Source organism: Streptomyces sp. RLA012 (genome assembly GCF_056270325.1).
Genome location: NZ_JBWDPA010000002.1, coordinates 745219 through 762260, shown reverse-complemented (window position 1 = coordinate 762260; position 17042 = coordinate 745219). Strand labels below are relative to the sequence as shown.

Here is a 17042-nt window from a genome sequence, read left to right as displayed (position 1 = left end):
GGAACAGTGTGCTGCGCGGAGGGACAGAGCAGGATGACGGACGTAACGGCCGAGGTGAAGTCCGCCCGTGAGGCCCTGGCGTTGCGGTGCCGCGAGGTCACGGAGGCACGGTGGTTCGCCGTCACCGTCTTCGCCCTGATCCTCACCAATGCCGCCCTGCTCGGCGTCGAGACGTACACCGGAGTGGTCGAGGACTGGCACCAGTGGTTACGCCTGGCCGAACACGCCTGCGTCGCGGCCTTCACCGTCGAGATCCTGCTGCGCATCGCCGCCTACGCCGACCGTCCGAAGGACTTCTTCCGCGGCCCCTGGAACCTCTTCGACCTCGCCGTCGTCCTGAGCGCGTTCCTCCCCGTCGTACGCGAGAACACCACCGTGCTGCGGCTGCTCAGGCTCGCCCGCGTCCTGCGCACCGCCCGTTTCCTGCCCCAGTTGCGGATCGTGCTGGTCGCGGTCGGCCGCAGCCTCCCCGGCACGCTGAGTTTCCTGCTCGTCGGCGCCCTGCTGCTGTACGTCTACGCGATGGTGGGCTGGGTCTTCTTCGCCCGCCATGACCCCGAGCACTACGGCTCCATCGGCCGCGCGGTGCTCACCCTCTTCCTCCTGATGACCCTGGACGGCATCGGCGACGCGGTCCACGCCGGCCTGGAGCTCTCCCGCTGGAGCATCGTCTACTACGCCTCCTACGTCCTGCTCGCCTCCTTCGTCCTCGTCAACGTCCTCGTCAACGTCCTCATCGGCGTCGTCATCACCTCGCTCGACGAAGCACGCGACATGGAGGCGGACGAAGCCGAGGAGGTTTCGGCGGGCGCGGCCTTCGCGAGTGCGGCCGACACCCCGGAGCACGAATTGCGCGCCCATATCGCCAAGGCGCCACAGGCTCTCGACGAGCTGGAGGAGAGCCTCGAACGACTCCCCGCGTCCCACCCACGCGAAGCGGAAGGGAATGTGCCGTCCCCTTCTGGACGCACCTGAGACGGACGGGATGGACGGACTCGGCAGACAATCACCGTCGGCATCGTCGCTGCGTTCGTCGCTATATGGTCCATCTGCCGCTCGTGGTGACGCTGCAGTACTACCTTGCTGGGCGGGGCCTGGCCGCGACGGCCGTCTGGAGCACGGCGTTGGTCGCCGCCGCACCGTCAGCCTTCTTGCTCGTTGCCGGGCTGCGCCGACTGCCGGGGTTCCGGCGGGTGTTGTGACGCAGTCGGCGGCCTGCCGCTCGGTGGACCGGTCCTCGGGCCGGCTGGTGAGGAGCCCGAGCAGGTAGTTGTCGAAGACAGGCGGCAAGCCAAGGCCGAGCTGCTGCGGCGGGACGGAAGCCGTGTCGAGGAGATGGTGGGGTGTGCCGCAGCAGCCCCGCCCACTGGCACTGTGACGGCGACGGCCGAGGTCCCGAACCGGCCCTCGGAACGACCCCCGCCACGGCCTCCCGCATAATCCTCGCGTGACCGAGACTCCCGTCCCGATACCGTCGGGTTCTTTTCCCGAAGACGACCACGCCTGGCTGTCCGCTGATGCCGCGGTCTGGGCGAGGAGCCGTCCGTCGAACTGGGCGAGGCCGCTGTGGTCCATCCTGGCGCTGCTCGTCACTGTGGTCGTGGCGATCGCGGTGGAGCCTGAACCGGCGTGCAGCGATGCGGTCCCGTGCGGCACGGACTGGGTCGGCATGGTGCAGATGGGCCTGGCCCTGGGCCTGTTGTACTGGTACGCCCGGCTGCCCGAGTTCACGCTCGTCGCCGCGCCGGCTCTCGCTGCCATCGTGGTCTGGGGGGAGTTTCCGAACTCCGGTTGGACATCCCGCGCCGCGAACGTGGCCGTGCTCGTGGCCCTCGCTCTCGGCTGGGCCGCGGCCTGGGCGCGGCTGGGTGCCCGGCGCAGGCAGCGACAGCTCGTCGAGGGGACGGTCGGCATACGGAACCGGTTGCCGGAGTCCGTAGGTTCGCCGGGACGGGGGATGTTCCCGATCGCCGCCGGGACGGTCCTGTGCGCCGTGGCCGTCGGTGCGATCGCCTTGGGCCTGCGAGCTGTGCATACGGATGAGCAGCATGCCTCCCGGGCGGTGCGCACCACGGCGGAAGTGCTCAGCCGGAACGACGTGTCGCTCCGTGTCCGTACCGATGACGAGCGGCGCGTTGCTGTCGATGCCGTGTACCCCGAGGACTACGGCATCGGCACCACGGTCACTGTGCTGGAGGACGGGTCGTGGCGGCGCCTGACCGCCGAGCCGTACGACGCCGTCGGCTGGCAGCTGCTGGCCCTGGCCGTCGGCCTGCCCGGGCTCTCCGTACTCATCACGGGCGTTCTGGCACGCTGTCGCAGTGCGGCGCTCCGTCGCGGACCGGTGCCGGCGCTGCGGGTCCTGGAACGCTTCGACCACGAGGGCCGGACCTGGGTCTACGCAGTCGACGACGATTCGGGGCGCACGCCCGTTTTCTCCTGCATCTGTGTACCGACGCCCCTGGACGGGGACGAGCCCGATGATCCGCACGGTGTCGCCTATGACGACGAGAACTACGCGGTCTTCGACGCGCGGTTGCGTGAAGCCCTCATGCTCGGTGCTCCTTACGAGGGCAGCGAGCTGGTCTTCGTCTCGGCTTACGGTGACGGGAACCCGGTGGTGATGCGTACCGCCGGCCCGGTCCGGCTGCCCAGGGCAGGCCAGGGGCCCGTCATACACGCGCAAGCTGATGCCACGGACAGCGAATTCGACACCCTGGAACCGCAGGACAGTGACCGCGTAAGCCGTGTGGCTGCCTCCCTGAAGCCCACAGGCCGTCCGATGTGGTGGGGACCAACGGTCGTGGCCCGAGTCGGAGGGCTGGCCCTCACCGTGGGCATAGCGGTGGGCGTCTATGTCTTCACCGGCTCGCTGATGACGGACGGGTTCGGCTGGCACGTCATTCCGCTGCTCGGACTGCTCATGCTGATCAGTCCGGCGGCCGTCTTCCTCAACTGGCGGGTCACCGCGGACAGCACGGGCCTCTGGCTGACCGACGCCTGGAGAACGAGGCACCTCCCGTGGGAGCAGTTGCGTGCGGCTGTGTACACACGTGACGGCAGCGTCGAGATCCGCCTGTCCGGAGGGGGGATCTGGCAGCTGTCGGGACTCGGCTGGCCATCGGCCGAGCGCCTACTGAGACTGCGCCCGTCGTACGCCCGGATGGTCGAGGAGATCACCGCGCTGCATGCCCACCCGGAGCTACGCCCCATCGAGCAGAGCCCACAACGCAACCAGGGCAGGCCGCTGGGCCCCGCCCTCGTTCTGCTCGTCGGCTTGGTTGTCATCTCCTTGCTCATCAAATGAGTGTTGCGTGACGGCGCGTGCGGCTGCACTCAGTGATGTCGGTGGCTGGTCAGTGCGCCGATGTCTCTACCGGTCCGATCACAGCAACTGAGGCCGGAGCGCGACGACGGTTCCGGCCAAGATCTGGGCGGGGTTCTCGTTGCGTCCCAACTCGAGATGCCTGTGGATGCGGTCGGTATCGAGGGCCATGGTCTTCCGATCGATGCGGGTGCCGTGGGCGTCGGGCAGGCTGGCGAGGCAGCCGGAGCGGGTTCCGCTGCACCACAGTGGATCAGGTGAGTTGCTTGCCGAGGTCGGTCTGGGCGGTGGCGCTGAGCGGGTAGCGGGCCGTGTTGTCTCGGCCGGCCGCTTGGAGTGTGGGACGCAGGCCGGGTGTGATGCGGAGCCGGTCGAGGTCCTGAGTGAGGGCGGTGGGGTTGGTGAAGTCGATGGCGGCGAGGGGCTCGTTGAGGCCGAGTACGGGCTGGTAGAGGACGGGCAGTCCTGGCGGGGGTTTGCTGGGTGGTTTCGGACCCTGCCTCGGCGTCCGGAACTGCCTGATCAGGGCAGGTGCTGGCCCATGCTCAGTCCACGCCGTGATCCCCTGTGCCGTGGTGTCGCCGGCCGAACCGGGGTGGGTTCCCTGAAGAGGCGGCTCGCCCAGGAACCTTCAGTCGGGCCTTCGCCGAGCGTCCGGTCGCGCTTTCCTGGCGCGGCTCGTCGACCGCGTCACCAGAGTGCGGTGGCCCCGCCCGTGACCAGGCCGAGTGCGGCGCAGATGCCGAGAGTGCGCAGGACGCTCCAGCGGAGTTGGAAGATCATGAGCAGGGCGGCGGCAGTGATGGCGAGGGCCGTGGGCCGAAGCGTGTCCAGTTGTGGGAGCTGGAGGTGCAGCGGGCCCCAGGAGGTGTTGTCGACCGTGGCGAAGAGGGTGTGCAGTGCGAAGTAGAGGGCGAGGTTGGCGATGACCCCGACGACGGCGGCGGTGATGCCGGTCAGGGCGGCGGAGACGGAGCGGTTGCCGCGCAGGCGCTCGATGTACGGGGCGCCGAGGAAGATGAACAGGAAGCAGGGGACGAAGGTCACCCAGGTGGTCAGCAGCGCGCCGAGCAGTGCGGCGGCCCATGGGTTGAGGGAGCCGGGGTCGCGGTAGGCGCCGAGAAAGGCGACGAACTGCACCACCATGATCAGGGGGCCCGGGGTGGTCTCGGCCAGGGCGAGTCCGCGGACCATCTCGCCCGCGCTGAGCCAGCCGTAGTGCTGTACGGCCTGCTGGGCGACGTAGGCGAGGACGGCGTACGCGCCGCCGAAGGTGACCAGGGCGGTGCCGGAGAAGAACACGCCCTGGGTGGTGAACACGCTCTCCGTGCCGGTGAGGACGGTCACCGCGGCCAGGGGGGGCCGCCCACAGCACCAGGCCGGTGATCAGGATGCGCAGCGTCCTTCGACGGGTGGGGCGTGCGGCGTGCAGCGCGTCGTCGGGGATCAGTGGCGGCGGGCCGTCGTCGGCGGAGTGCGCGACGGCAGGGCGCAGGGTGTGCGGAGCGAGACGGGCCAGCAGCCAGCCGATGAGTGCCGCGCCCACGATGACCAGGGGGAAGGGGACGGCGAAGAGTGCGAGCGCCGAGAAGGAGGCGACCGCGAAGGCGATGAGGGCGGGGTGGGTCAGGGAGCGGCGGCCGACCCGCCACACCGCCTGGGCGACGATCGCGACCACGGCCGGGGCGAGCCCGGCGAACAGACCGATGACGGCGGCAGTCGTACCGAAGGCGACGTAGAGGGCGGACAGGCCCAGCAGAGCGAGTGCACCGGGTAGCACGAACAGGGTGCCCGCGGCCAGGCCGCCGCGGGTGCCGTTGAGCAACCAGCCGATGTAGATGGCAAGTTGCTGGGCTTCGGGGCCGGGCAGCAGCATGCAGTAGCTCAGGGCGTGGTTGAACCGCTGCTGGCCGATCCAGCGTTTCTCCTCCACCAGGGCGCGTTGCATGACCGCGATCTGCCCGGCCGGTCCGCCGAAGGTCTGCAGGGATATCGCGAACCAGGTGCGTACCGCCGTACGGAACGGGACGATGTCGCGTCCGCTGTCGGTTGCGACGACGGACACGGACTCCGCGGTGGGGTGAGTGGTCACGCGGGGTCCCGCCCTGTCAGCGTGGCGCGGCGGTGGTACTCGTACAGGCCGTCGAAGAGCGGGCCGGTCAGTTCGAGGACGCGTTCGTCGTCGCAGATCATGGACAGGCCGCGCAGGGCGACGTCCAGCCCCGGTGCTTCGGGGGCGTCGTAGCGTTCGTCGTCGAGGTCGGCCTCGTGCACGATCTCGGCGAGCTTCCACAGCACCGGGTCGGTGAGTTCGTAGCGGCGCAGGATCGTCTCGAAGGAGCAGTCCCCGCCGTGGTGGCCCAGGTCCACGCCGCGCATGTCGAACGGCGTCGCGTGCTCGGGGACCTGGGCGGGGTCGGTGACGAAGACGAACTCCGCCTCCTTGTCTACATGGCGGCGGATCAACCAGGAACAGGCAGCGCGGTCGATGTGGATTCCGGCACGGGTTGCCCACTTCATGACTTTTCCTCCTGGTGGTGCGTGGTCTCCAGCGGTACGTCGCCGACGTCGGCGGTCTGGGGCCGGCTCGGCTCGTCGGTCTCGGACCCGTCGGGCGTGCCGGGTTCGTCGGCCAGGGTGCGTACGGCGGCGTGGGCCCGGTCGCGTTCGGGTGGCGGGAAGAAGTCGCGGCGGCCGATGCGGCGCAGCTCGGCGCGGAGCCGCCGCACGGCCGCGGTGGTGCTCGCGCCGCTCGCCGTGGCTTGGGCGGCCTGGTCGATGACGCTCTGGTATTCGGCGGCGCGGGCGTCCGCCATGCCGGTGGCCAGCTCTCGTTCCTGCGCGAGCGTCGCGGGCCGGGCGAGCCAGATCGAGGCGGTGCCGCCCGCCTCGATCGCCTCGTCCGCGATCCACTCCAGCTGCTCGCGGGTCCGGGCGTCGGCGGGCAGTGCGACCAGTCCGTCGGAGAGCTGGGCGACACCCAGCCGCTTCAGCTTGCGCCACACGGCGATGCGGGGTGTGGAGGGCTCCCGGGGCATCCGGTAGGACAGCAGCACCCACTCGCCCGGATCGCGTACGGCCCGGTCAGCGGGCATGACGGTCCCCGGCTCGTTCGGAATGCGGTGCGCGGATCATTCGGGCTCCTGAGGTTCCCAGTAGTATGTTGTAACCATGGTTGCATGTAACCGTGGTTACGACAATTTGAAGGGGAGCGTGATCCACACGGTTGCGCCTCCGTCGGGGTGGTTGGCGGCGCCGTAGTCACCACCGCACGAGCGGGCGATGGCGGCGGTGATGGCCAGGCCGAGACGGGTGCCGGTGGTGGCGCGGGCGCGGTCGGCCTGGGTGAACCGGTCGAAGGCGTGCGGCAGGAATTCGGGCGGGAAGCCGGGGCCGTGGTCGCGGACCTGGATGCGCACCTGACCGCCGTGTGGGTGAGCGGTCAGCTCGATGGGGCCCAGGGCGTGCTGCTGGGCGTTGTGGAGCAGGTTCGTCACGGCTCGCTCCAGCCGGTCCTCGGGGATCACGGCTGTCAGGCCGGTGGGGCAGTCGACGACGACCGGCCGGTCGGCCGCGCCGTTGCGCAGGCGGCCGGCCACCCGGTGCAGTACGGGCTCCAGGTCACCTACCGTCGTGCCGGCCGCGGCGGGGGAGCTGTCCCGGTGATCGGTGCGGGCGAGGAGCAGCAGATCTTCGGTGAGCTGGACCAGTCGTACGGTCTCCTCAAGGGCGGAGACGAGTGCGGCGCGCAGTTCGGTGGCGTCGCGTGGGTGGCGCAGGGCGAGTTCGATCTCGGTGCGCAACAGGCTGAGCGGGGTGCGCAGTTCGTGGCCGGCGTCGGCCACGAAGAGGCGTTCGCGGTCCAGGGCGGCCTGCAGCCGGGCCGGCATGTCGTTGAGCGTGGTGGCGAGGCGGCGATCTCGTCGCGGCTGGGCGGCACTTCGAGGCGCCGGCCGGGGGTGTCCTCGGTGACGGCGGCGGCCTGGGTGCGCATGCGTTCCACTGGCCGCAGCGCGGCTGCGGCCAGCAGGTAGGCGCCGACGGTCGCCAGTACGAAAACGATGGGCAGCGCGGTCGCCAGCTCACGCGCCAGGTCGTCGAGGGCTGCCTGCTGGGCCTCGCGGGCCACACCGGTGGCCGTGCCGTACTCGGTCTGCGCCTCACGGAAGCGGCTGAGGGTGACATAGCCGGCTCCGGCCAGGACCAGGGCCATCACCGCGGCGAAGATCGCGGTGAGGCGGATGCGCAGCGGGATGCGTTTCATGGCGTTCGGCAGTCGGTGTCGCGAGCACCGGCGGCGCCACCGCTCGGACGCCCGCCGTCGCGTCGCAGCCGGTATCCGGCGCCGCGCACGGTCTCGACGGCCTGGGTGCCGTAGGGGCGGTCGATCTTGCCGCGAAGCGCCTTGATGTGGGCGTCGACCACGTTGGAGCCGGGGCTGGTGCCCAGGTCCCAGCAGTGCTCCACCAGCATCGCGCGGGTCAGGACGGTGCCGGGGCGGCGCATCAGGGCCTCCAGGAGCGCGTACTCCTTGGCGGTCAGGGTGATCTCCTCCGTGCGGCGTCGTACGGTGCGGGTGGCCGGGTCCAGGCTCAGGTCGCCGGCGGTGAGGACCGCGGGGCGCTCGACGGGGCCGCGGCGGATCAGGGCCCGCAGTCGGGCGAGCAGTTCTTCCAGGCTGAACGGTTTGGTGAGGTAGTCGTCCGCTCCGCCGTCCAGGCCGTGCACGCGGTCGGCGACCGTGTCCTTGGCGGTCAGCATCAGCACGGGCAGCCAGTTCCCCTGCCGCCGTAGCGTGGCGCAGACGCCGAAGCCGTCCAGGCCGGGCAGCATCACGTCCAGCACCATGGCGTCGAACGTGGCCACGGCCGTCAGGGCGAGTGCCTGCGGCCCGTCGCCGGCGTACCCCTCCTCGGACAGGGCCCGGCGCAGCAGACCCCGCATCTTGGGCTCGTCCTCGACCACCAGAATCCGCATCGCGCCTTCCTCGTGCGCCGTTCATGCCGCTGCTTCGTCTCACGGTGACTGTCCCTGATGAAGGAGGGATGAAGCCGCGCGCGGTAGGTCGTGTCGCCGCTCGGTGGGCCCTGGCCACGCTCGGTGGGCCCTGGCCACGCTCCGTGGGTCTCGGCTTCGTTCCGTGAGGTGTGTCTTCGCGCGATGGGGTGTGTCTTCACGTCAGCTTCATCGGGGGCGGCTGCGCTGATGTCCACGGGCACCTTCGACACCTGGCAACGATTCCGACGAGGAGCAGTCATGTCACCCAGTTCGCGCATGAAGCCGGTCGCAGGGACAGCAGCCGCCCTCCTTCTGGTGGCGGGCTCCGGCCTGCTGGCAGGGTGCGGCAGTGATTCGAGAGACAACGCCGCCGGCGGTACGCACGTGGTCGCGGCCCAGGCCGCCCAGCACGGCAGGCCGCAGCCGCCCGTGCGGACCACGGTGGCGGACTGGAAGCCGGTCGCCGACACCCTCGGCCGCACCGGCACAGTGATGGGCTACACCGTCTACCGCGTCCCGCTGCCCCGCAAGGACCTCACCGTCACCACCCAGGGGGTGACCGTGAAGCCGGGCCTGTCGCTCGGCGGGTACGCGGCCTTCGCCAAGTACCGTCACGAGACGATGCTCATGGGCGACCTGGTCGTCACCGAGACCGAACTGCCCAAGGTCACCGACGCGCTGCAGGCCGCCGGGATCGAGCAGACCGCGCTGCACAAGCACCTGCTCCAGCAGTCCCCGGCGATCTGGTGGACGCACATCCACGCCATGGGCGACCCGGTGAAGCTCGCGCAGGGGGGCAAGGCCGCGCTGGCCGCGACTTCCATCCCGCCGGCCTCGCCGCCCCCGGCCACCCAACCGCCCATCGCCCTGGACACCGCCGGCATCGACAAGGCGCTCGGCCGCAAGGGCACCGCGGACGGCGGCATCTACAAGTTCTCCATCGCCCGCAACGAGACCATCACCGACGGCACGCACGTGCTGCCTCCCGCCTTCGGTATCACCACCGGCATCAACCTCCAGCCGCTGGCTGACAACAAGGCCGCCATCAACGGCGACTTCGTCATGACCGCACCCGAGGTGCAGAAGGTCATCCAGGCGCTGCGCAAGGGCAGCATCGACATCGTCGAGCTCCACAACCACTCTCTCGACGACCAGCCCCGCCTGTTCTACATGCACTTCTGGGCCACCGCCGACGGCGTCACCCTCGCCAAGGCCCTGCGTCCCGCCCTGGACGCCACCAACCTCGTCCCGCCCACCACCTGACGCACCCACCGATCCCATCGACTACTGACACCACCCACCATTCAGTGCAACCATGGTTGCACTGAAACTACTGTGACGAGGGAGGCCGGCCCTGCCGTGGACGCAAGCGCCCCCGCGTTCGCCCCTGGAGCGGGTCACCGTGCGACGGGGCGCCGCGACCCTGCTGAACGCGGTGACCTGCCGCATCCCCGCCTCGGCCTGCACCGCGCTGGTCGGGCCGAGCGGTGCGGGCAAGACCACCCTGCTGCGGCTGCTCAACCGTCTGGAAGAACCCGTGAGCGGAACCGTGACGTTGCAGGGCCGCCTGCTCCCCGACTGGGACGTCCTCACGCTGCGCCGCCGGGTCACCCTCGTCGGTCAGCAGCCCGTACTGCTCACCGACACCGTCCTGGACGACCTGCGCGTCGGCCGACGCGATCTGGACGAACCGCGAGCAGCGGCACTCCTCGAACGCGTCCACCTGTCCGCCGCGTACCTCCACCGTGCGACCGCGGGCCTGTCGGGCGGTGAAGCCCAACGTGTGTGCCTGGCGCGGGCGCTCGCCGTCGGTCCCCAGGCGCTGCTGCTGGACGAGCCCACCTCTGCCCTCGACGCGGTCGGCGCCGCCACCGTCGAACGCGTCGTACGGGAGCTGGCTGTCGACGGTCTGACCGTCGTCCTGGTCAGCCACAACACCGCGCAGGCCCGCCGCGTGAGCGACCAGGTCCTCGTCCTCGACAGCGGCCGACTCGTCGAACAGGGCCATGCACACCACGTCGGCTACCTCAAGGAGGGCGCATGAACCCCGCCGTCCCCTCCTGGGCAGGCGTGGCCGCCTCCGCGGCGCTGGTCGTGCTCGCTGCCGCCGTCGCCTGGCGCGGACGCCTGCACCTGACCCGCGACATCGCCGTCGCGGGCATCCGCGCGGGGCTGCAGCTGGCCGCCGTCGGCGCCGTCCTGCTGCTGGTCTTCCGCCACACCGGACTGGCCGGAGCCATCGGCTGGCTCGCGATCATGGTGCTCATCGCCGGCCGGGTCGGCGCCCGCCGCGCCCCCGGTCTGCCCCGGGCCCTGGCCACGGCCACCGCCGCGGTCGCCGTCGGCACCGCCGCGACTCTCGGCACCCTCCTCGCCCTGGGCGTGATCGCGACCCAGGCCCGGGTGGTGATCCCCGTCGGCGGCATGGTCGTCTCCGGCGCCATGCAGGCCACCTCCCTGGCGCTGACCCGGCTGTGCGACGAGGCCCGCACCGCTCGGCCCGCCATCGAGGCCCGTCTCAGCCTCGGCCTCGCGGCGGCGGACGCGTTCGCCCCGCACCAGCGCACCATCGTGCGCACCGCGCTGATCCCCGCGATCGACTCCACCAAGACCGTCGGCATCATCAGCCTGCCGGGCGCCATGACCGGCCTCATCCTCGCCGGAGTCGACCCGCTCACCGCCATCCGCTACCAGATCGTCGTGATGTACATGCTGCTCGCCGCTGCCGCTCTTGCCGCCGTGACCGCCGCCCGCCTCGGTGAACGCGCCCTGTTCGACGACGCCCACCGCCTCCGCCCGCTCACTGCCGAACCCCAGGAGGCCCACCGATGACCGCCCTCCCACGACGCCGGGTCCTTGTCGTCCTGGCCGTCGCCCTGCTCCTTGCCGCGGCCGGAGTGGTGGCCGGCGTGCTGCTGACCCGGACCTCCGAGCCGCCCCGCCGCGCCCTCCCCCTGCAGCGCGTCGGTGAACTGGCCCTGCCCGGCGACAGCTCCCGTTTCGACTACGCCAGTCTCGACCCCGGCCGCGGCCTGCTCTTCATCGCCCACCTCGGCGCGAGCGAGGTCATCGAGGTCGACGTACACAGCAGCCATGTCGTGCGCACCATCACCGGCCTGCCGGACGTCCACGGCGTCCTGGTCGTCCCCGCCCTGCACCGCGTGTACGCGACCGCGACGGGCGCCGACGAGATGGTCACCCTGGACGAGAACACCGGTGCCGTCCTGCACCGCACGCCCACCGGTGCGTACCCGGACGGCCTCGCCTACGACCCCGTACGCGGCACGGTGTGGACCACCAACGAATCCGGCGGCTCGGAAACCGTCATCGACGCCGCCACCGGCACCGTGCGCGGCACGGTCGACCTCGGTGGCGACGCGGGCAACGTCGCCTACGACCCCGTGGGTGGCGGCCAGATCCTCGTCGACGTCCAGAGCCGCAACCAACTCGCGGTCATCGACCCGGTCACCCTGGCCGTCACCCACCGGATCCCGCTGCCCGGCTGCGACCACGACCACGGCCTGGCCCTCGCCCCCGACGACCGGCTCGCCTTCGTCACCTGCGACGGCAACGCCCGCCTGCTCACCGTGGACCTCACCACCCGGCGGGTCACCGGTAGCGAAGCGGTCGGCTCCGACCCCGACGTCCTCGCCTACGACTCCGCCGCGCATCGCCTCTACGTCGCCGCGGAATCCGGCTGGCTCACCGTCCTGGACAACCGCGACCACCGCCTGACGGTCTCCGGCCGCGCCCACCTCGCCGACGGCGCCCACGTCGTCGCCGTCGACCCCACGACCCACCGCAGCTACTACCCGGTCCCCCACGGCAGCGGCGGCCACCCGGCCCTCCTCACTTACCGGCCCGCACCCTGACGGCGCATGCCGAGCGGGGTAGGCGCTCTGGCGCGGAGTGTCCAGCCGTGTGCCAGGGCGTTGTCGCCGGGGCCGCACCTGACGTGGAGGACTTTCGCCCGAGGTGAAGCCGACGTATGCCCCATGCCGGAGGCGGGGAACGAGGGCGTGGAGAACCAGGGTTACGCGGGGAGCCGGCGAAGTCTGGCCGACGGGGCGTGGCTGGTCGTGCGCGCCCTCGTGACCATGGTGGTGGGTGGCGTCGCGCTGATCACGATCGGTATCGCTGCCACCACGGTCGGGCCGTGGACAACTCGGACAGGATGCCTCGCCGGTAGTCGACCGAGGAGACGGTGGCGTCCTGCTTCGCCGTGTACGCACGCAGCTCCGACGCCGTGATGTTCCCGAGCGGGAGTTGTCCCAGATGCGGAACGATGTGAAGCCGCGCTCGCCGCTCCTGGTTCGAGGGCGTGAGTGGAAGGTCGTCCGTATAGGCGTTCACCGGCTGGGCGATGCGCTCGGCATGCCGGACGTCGAGGGGCGCCATCGCGGTCCTTGTCCCAGCCCGCCTTGAGGGCGCCAGGTCCCGGTAACGGCCACCCAGGTGTCGGCGGGCCGCGGACGCGTTTGGTGGGCACCCATGCCGAGCGGCTCCTGCCCTCCGAGCGGCAAAGACCAGGCTCCACCGCGCTCGTCCTCGCCGTCGTAGCCCTCGCCCGGGCCCCGGTTCTCCAGGCCGGGGCTCAGCCTGTTCGCCGTCCTCGTCCGACTGGTGTGGCCGGCGGGTCAGACCCGGGCGATGAGGTCGTACCTCTCGTCGCTCACCGCATGGCCCCACAGGAGCGCCGTCCGATCCTGTGAAGCGTCACAAGCCAGGGGAGAGGCGCGACGAATGCCGACTCGCTCAGGGATGACGCGGCCCGGCAGGATGTTCCATCGGCCACCACGCAATGTAAGGGAGACCGCGAACAGGAGTGGCACATCGAAATGCCAGAAGGCCGTTGCTGGTGCGGACAGAGCATGGACGAGCGCGGCCCGGACAATCGCTGGTTCGGTGATGGCCAGTGCGTCGCCCGTACCAGGCGGCACTCTGCTCAGCCAGTTGGCGGTTCGGCGGCAGAGCTGACGTACGGACTCGCCTCCGCGTGGCGCGGCATCCGGGTCGGTAAGCCAGGCGGAGTACCCGTAGGGGTCGTCCGCGGTGACTTCGCCGACTGTGCGGCCACGCCACATGCCGTAGTCGAAGTCGCGCAGTGCGGGCTCGAGTATGGCCTCCAGGCCGAGAGCGTCAGCGGTCTGCGCGCAGCGGGTCGACGGTGCCCGGATGGCCAGCGAGTACGGCGGCAGTGTTGCGCCGACGGCGCGTGCCTCACGCAGGCCGCGCTCGCCCAGGAGACCGTCACCGAAGACTGCATTCCTGCTGGTGTCCCCGGCTGTCGCGCAGATGAATGTCAGGCGGACCGACATCGGCTTACCTCCTTCTTGGCCCGGCATGACGCCGGATGGTGGAAGACCGTCGAAAACCGTGGGTGGCGCGGAATTGGTGGTGGAGGTTGCGTCCCATAAGGGCTTGGTTTGGTCGTCCGCCCCGACTAGTCGATCAGCCGGGCGGGTGTGGTGGCGGCGTGCAGCAGGTATTCCATTGGTCCTCGCCGGAAGGCCCGGGTCCAGGCGACAGCCAGCAGCATGGCGGCAGCGGCGGAGCCGACCAGGGCCGGCAGGGCAGCGGAGGCCGGCAGGTCGTCGATGCCCAGGGCCTTGATGGCGATGATGTGGCCGACGTAGGCGGTCAGGGAGACCGAGCCGACCGCGATGACGGGCGCGGCAAGCCGCCACAGGCGGGCCGACCGGTCCGTGGCGATGAGACAGGCGGCGAGGACCACGAGGCCGACGCCGGTGTTACCCAGGATCGACCATGTCGTCTGACTGTGTGGCGCGGCCACCAGCAGCCAGTCCGGAGTACTGGTGGTGGGGTCGCCCACGGCGTCGGACCACCAGGCCGATGCGGCCGACCAGCCATCCGTCGTCGCGCTCACGGCTGCCTGCGCTCCCGGGACCAGGTTCAGGGCCAGCCAAGAGCCGCCGTAGCCGAGTCCGGCCAGCGCGCCGCCGAGGAGGGCGAGCTTGGCGTGTATGCCGGGCCGGGTGAGGTCCAGCCGGGCCAAGGCCATTCCCGCGATGACGAAGGGCAGCCAGGTCAGTACCGGGTACTCGCCGGTGATGAACAATTCGACGATCCCGTCCGAACCGGTGATCCGGGCCAGCGGATCGTGGGCGATGACGGCATCGGCCCAGCTTCCGCCCTCGACCGCAGCCCGAAGCTGATACAAGACCTGGGGCAGTACGAGCGTGGTCGCCGAGGCGATGACGGCCAGGGTGAGAGCCCGTAGCCGGTACAGGGGAAGGGCGAGGAGGAAGACCACTCCGTAAGCGGCGAGGATGACGTCGACCTGGGTGTCCAGGGAGGCCAGGACGTATCCCAGGGCAATCAGGACGGCGGAGCGGATCAGTACCCTGCCCATGGCCTGCCGCCCGGCTCGGCCGGTCCGCGGCTGCGGCCGGCCGGTGAGAATGGCCAGGGTGAACCCGGCAAGCAGAGCGAACAGGGCAGCAGACCGGCCACGTGCCAGCTCCATCGCCCAGCCCAGCGGTCCGCCCACCGAGGGGTCGGGGCCGATGTGGGCTGCGTACATGCCGAAAACCGCCAGGCCGCGGGCCAGGTCGAGGCCGATCAGCCGGCTTGTTGACGACGTACGGGAGGGGGAGCGGTCTACTCCCGCAGTGGATGCCGCCTGGGACGGCGCGGCCTCTGATACGTCGTGCGTCATGTGATCCAGGGTCGGAGACACTCCCAGTCGAAACCATCCGGCAGGTGTCCGGAACCACCCCCGCCGACTGGCTGGCGCGGCCCCCGCCGACCGGCCGGATGCGGTGTTGGAAACCCGCAGGGGGCCGCACGACATGGTACGAATCGCATAGGGGTCCGATAGCGAGTGGAGGACCCGTGATCCGAGTATTGGTGGTCGACGACGAGGCCATGATTCGTACGGGTTTTCAACACATCCTCGACGCGGCACAGGACATCGAGGTCGTGGCGGCGGTTCCCGGCGGTCAGGCGCTGCAGACAGCGCAGGAGCTAGGTCCTGACGTCGTGCTGCTGGACATCCGGATGCCGGACGTCGACGGCCTCACCGTCCTGGCCGGTCTCCGTCGGCTGCCGAACCCTCCGGTGGTAGCCATGCTCACGACGTTCGACATGGACGAATACGTGGCAACGGCACTTCACTCGGGTGCCGCCGGCTTCCTGCTCAAGGACACCGACCCCGAGCAGCTTCCGTTCCTGGTGCGGACCCTGGCCGACGGCGGCACCGTGCTGTCCTCCGAGGTCACCCGGACGGTCGTGGACGGCTATCTGAACGCCGGCCCCCAGGAACCCGCTGCCCTCAGCCTCGCCGCCCGACTCACCGACCGCGAGCGCGCCGTACTCGTCCTCATCGCCGAGGGACTGTCCAATACCGACATCGGCACACGGATGCACCTGAGCACCGGCACGGTCAAGGACCATGTGAGTGCCATCCTCACCAAACTGAAGGTGGACGGCCGCGTCCAGGCCGCCCTGCTCGCCGAACGGGCCGGCCTCCTCAAGCCGTCGCGGGACCGGGAGGGGGGATGATTCCCCGCCGCCTGCCCGCCCCGCTGCTGGACGCCGCCCTCGTCGGAGTCGCGCTGCTCGATGTCTGGGCCAATGTCCACCTGGACGAGCCGCTACGCCTGGCTTGCGCCCTGGTCGCTGCCTTCGCGCTGCTGTTGCGCAGTCGCCTGCCGCTGCTTACCTTCCTGCTCACTCTGCCCGCCGTCCTGCTCTCCGACGCGGTCTTCGCCGCGCTGGCGGCGCTGTACACCCTCGCCTCACTCACCCGCCACCGCACCTTGCTGGTCGGCTGCGCCACGGCATTCACGATCAGCGACACGACCCCATGGCCGTCACCGAAGCTCAACTTCGCGGCCGCCTCGACACTGATCACCCTGGGCTATACCGCGGCGACGGCAGCCGCTCCTGTCTTCCTGGGCCAACTCGTCCAGACCCGACGTGATCTGTCGCAGCGCCTCGCCGAGATCTCCGAGGTCCGCGACCACAAGCGGCTGCTGACCGCCCAGGCCGTGCTTGCCAAGGAACGCGCGCAGCTCGCCCGGGAGATGCATGACGTGGTCTCCCACCAAGTCAGTCTGATCGCGGTGCGGGCCGGAGTACTCCAGGTCGGGACCCGGGACGCCGAAGTCAAGGAAGCCGCCGCCACGATCCGGCGGCTGAGCGTACAGACCCTGGACGAACTGCGGCACATGGTCAGCGTCCTGCGCGCCTCCGGGGGCCGCCCCACGGAGCTGACACCGCAGCCGTCCCTGGCCGACCTTGAGCGGCTGGTCGACAACAGCGGTATCCGCGTCGAGCTGGAGGCAGACATACCTGAAAACCTTCCGCCCACCGTCCAGCGCGCCATCTACCGCACCGTCCAAGAAGCACTGACCAACGCACGCAAGCACGCCCCCGGAACCACCGCGACGGTTCGCATCCGCCACAAAGACGGTGCCATCCGTGCCACGGTCACCAATACCGCACCGACCCGGCCCCCTCTCCCCTTACCCAGTGCGCACCACGGGCTGGTCGGCCTGCGTCAGCGCGCCGCACTCCTCGGTGGCACTGTCACCTCCGGCCCAACAGCCGACGGCGGCTACGAACTATGCCTGGAGCTCCCAGCGGACGACACGTCGTGACGGACTGCCGGCCGCCGCCACGACCGAAACAGAGGACGGCCGCCACGGCAGCGAGCGGCCACGGAGCGCCGCGTCCGCACACGCCGTTGTCGACG

The 17042-nt window shown here is 70.5% G+C and carries 17 protein-coding genes and 2 pseudogenes; 9 read left to right on the top strand and 10 right to left on the bottom strand.

From position 1 onward, the window contains the following. Positions 1-33: 33 nt before the first annotated feature. The 3 genes from RV986_RS03945 to RV986_RS03935 all read left to right on the top strand — a co-directional run bounded on the left by RV986_RS03945 (position 34) and on the right by RV986_RS03935 (position 3307). Entirely contained in the window at positions 34-975 is a 942-nt protein-coding gene (locus RV986_RS03945) for an ion transporter (protein ID WP_475916035.1), read from the top strand. Positions 976-1040: 65 nt separating this feature from the next. Further along, a complete protein-coding gene (locus RV986_RS03940; protein WP_475916034.1) occupies positions 1041-1202 on the top strand; it encodes a hypothetical protein in 162 nt (53 codons plus the stop codon). A gap of 245 nt (positions 1203-1447) precedes the next feature. Further along, positions 1448-3307, top strand: a complete 1860-nt coding sequence (locus tag RV986_RS03935) for a hypothetical protein (RefSeq protein ID WP_475916033.1) — start codon at positions 1448-1450, stop codon at positions 3305-3307. Between the two features lie 271 nt (positions 3308-3578). On the opposite strand, the pseudogene RV986_RS03930 reads toward RV986_RS03935, so the two are convergent. The 7 genes and pseudogenes from RV986_RS03930 to RV986_RS03900 all read right to left on the bottom strand — a co-directional run. After that, positions 3579-3791 (bottom strand): annotated as a pseudogene (locus RV986_RS03930) (glycosyltransferase); the annotation flags it as partial. 224 nt (positions 3792-4015) lie between these two features. After that, positions 4016-4672 (bottom strand): chromate transporter, encoded by a 657-nt coding sequence (locus RV986_RS03925; RefSeq protein ID WP_475916032.1) that lies wholly within the window; start codon positions 4670-4672, stop codon positions 4016-4018. A gap of 235 nt (positions 4673-4907) precedes the next feature. Further along, positions 4908-5390 (bottom strand): annotated as a pseudogene (locus RV986_RS03920) (chromate transporter); the annotation flags it as partial. A gap of 23 nt (positions 5391-5413) precedes the next feature. Further along, positions 5414-5845 carry a chromate resistance protein ChrB domain-containing protein gene (locus RV986_RS03915; RefSeq protein WP_475916031.1) on the bottom strand — a complete coding sequence of 144 codons (432 nt, stop codon included), beginning with the start codon at positions 5843-5845 and terminating at the stop codon, positions 5414-5416. Continuing rightward, a complete protein-coding gene (locus tag RV986_RS03910; RefSeq protein ID WP_475916030.1) occupies positions 5842-6420 on the bottom strand; it encodes a Chromate resistance protein ChrB in 579 nt (192 codons plus the stop codon). Before RV986_RS03910 ends, RV986_RS03915 begins: the two co-directional genes overlap by 4 nt. 96 nt (positions 6421-6516) lie before the next feature. Further along, positions 6517-7215: a sensor histidine kinase gene (locus RV986_RS03905; protein ID WP_475916029.1), complete on the bottom strand. Its 699-nt coding sequence runs from the start codon at positions 7213-7215 to the stop codon at positions 6517-6519. Positions 7216-7585: 370 nt separating this feature from the next. Continuing rightward, positions 7586-8302: a response regulator transcription factor gene (locus RV986_RS03900; protein WP_475916028.1), complete on the bottom strand. Its 717-nt coding sequence runs from the start codon at positions 8300-8302 to the stop codon at positions 7586-7588. 279 nt (positions 8303-8581) lie between these two features. Between RV986_RS03900 and RV986_RS03895 the strand changes: the two genes are divergently transcribed. From RV986_RS03895 to RV986_RS03880, 4 genes are all read left to right on the top strand, one after another. After that, a complete protein-coding gene (locus tag RV986_RS03895; RefSeq protein ID WP_475916027.1) occupies positions 8582-9586 on the top strand; it encodes a DUF1259 domain-containing protein in 1005 nt (334 codons plus the stop codon). Between the two features lie 139 nt (positions 9587-9725). Then, the gene (locus tag RV986_RS03890; RefSeq protein ID WP_475916026.1) at positions 9726-10367 is read left to right on the top strand and encodes an ABC transporter ATP-binding protein; all 642 of its coding nucleotides are present in this window, start codon (positions 9726-9728) and stop codon (positions 10365-10367) included. Further along, positions 10364-11155 carry an ABC transporter permease gene (locus RV986_RS03885; protein WP_475916025.1) on the top strand — a complete coding sequence of 264 codons (792 nt, stop codon included), beginning with the start codon at positions 10364-10366 and terminating at the stop codon, positions 11153-11155. Before RV986_RS03890 ends, RV986_RS03885 begins: the two co-directional genes overlap by 4 nt. After that, positions 11152-12195, top strand: coding sequence for a YncE family protein (locus tag RV986_RS03880; RefSeq protein ID WP_475916024.1), 1044 nt, complete (start codon positions 11152-11154; stop codon positions 12193-12195). The genes RV986_RS03885 and RV986_RS03880 overlap by 4 nt, the downstream gene beginning before the upstream one ends. 250 nt (positions 12196-12445) lie before the next feature. Here RV986_RS03880 and RV986_RS03875 read toward each other — a convergent pair whose 3' ends face one another. The 3 genes from RV986_RS03875 to RV986_RS03865 form a co-directional block, all read right to left on the bottom strand. After that, positions 12446-12721, bottom strand: coding sequence for a hypothetical protein (locus RV986_RS03875; RefSeq protein ID WP_475916023.1), 276 nt, complete (start codon positions 12719-12721; stop codon positions 12446-12448). A 239-nt stretch (positions 12722-12960) separates the two neighbouring features. Next, a complete protein-coding gene (locus tag RV986_RS03870) occupies positions 12961-13641 on the bottom strand; it encodes a histidine phosphatase family protein (protein ID WP_475916022.1) in 681 nt (226 codons plus the stop codon). Positions 13642-13766: 125 nt separating this feature from the next. Beyond that, positions 13767-15002, bottom strand: coding sequence for a DUF418 domain-containing protein (locus tag RV986_RS03865; protein ID WP_475916021.1), 1236 nt, complete (start codon positions 15000-15002; stop codon positions 13767-13769). 176 nt (positions 15003-15178) lie between these two features. Here RV986_RS03865 and RV986_RS03860 point away from each other — a divergent pair, with 176 nt between their 5' ends. Both RV986_RS03860 and RV986_RS03855 read left to right on the top strand, forming a co-directional pair. Further along, positions 15179-15847, top strand: a complete 669-nt coding sequence (locus tag RV986_RS03860; protein WP_475916020.1) for a response regulator — start codon at positions 15179-15181, stop codon at positions 15845-15847. Beyond that, on the top strand, positions 15844-16947 hold the full coding sequence (locus tag RV986_RS03855) for a sensor histidine kinase (RefSeq protein WP_475916019.1): 1104 nt from the start codon (positions 15844-15846) through the stop codon (positions 16945-16947). The genes RV986_RS03860 and RV986_RS03855 overlap by 4 nt, the downstream gene beginning before the upstream one ends. Positions 16948-17042: the final 95 nt, after the last annotated feature.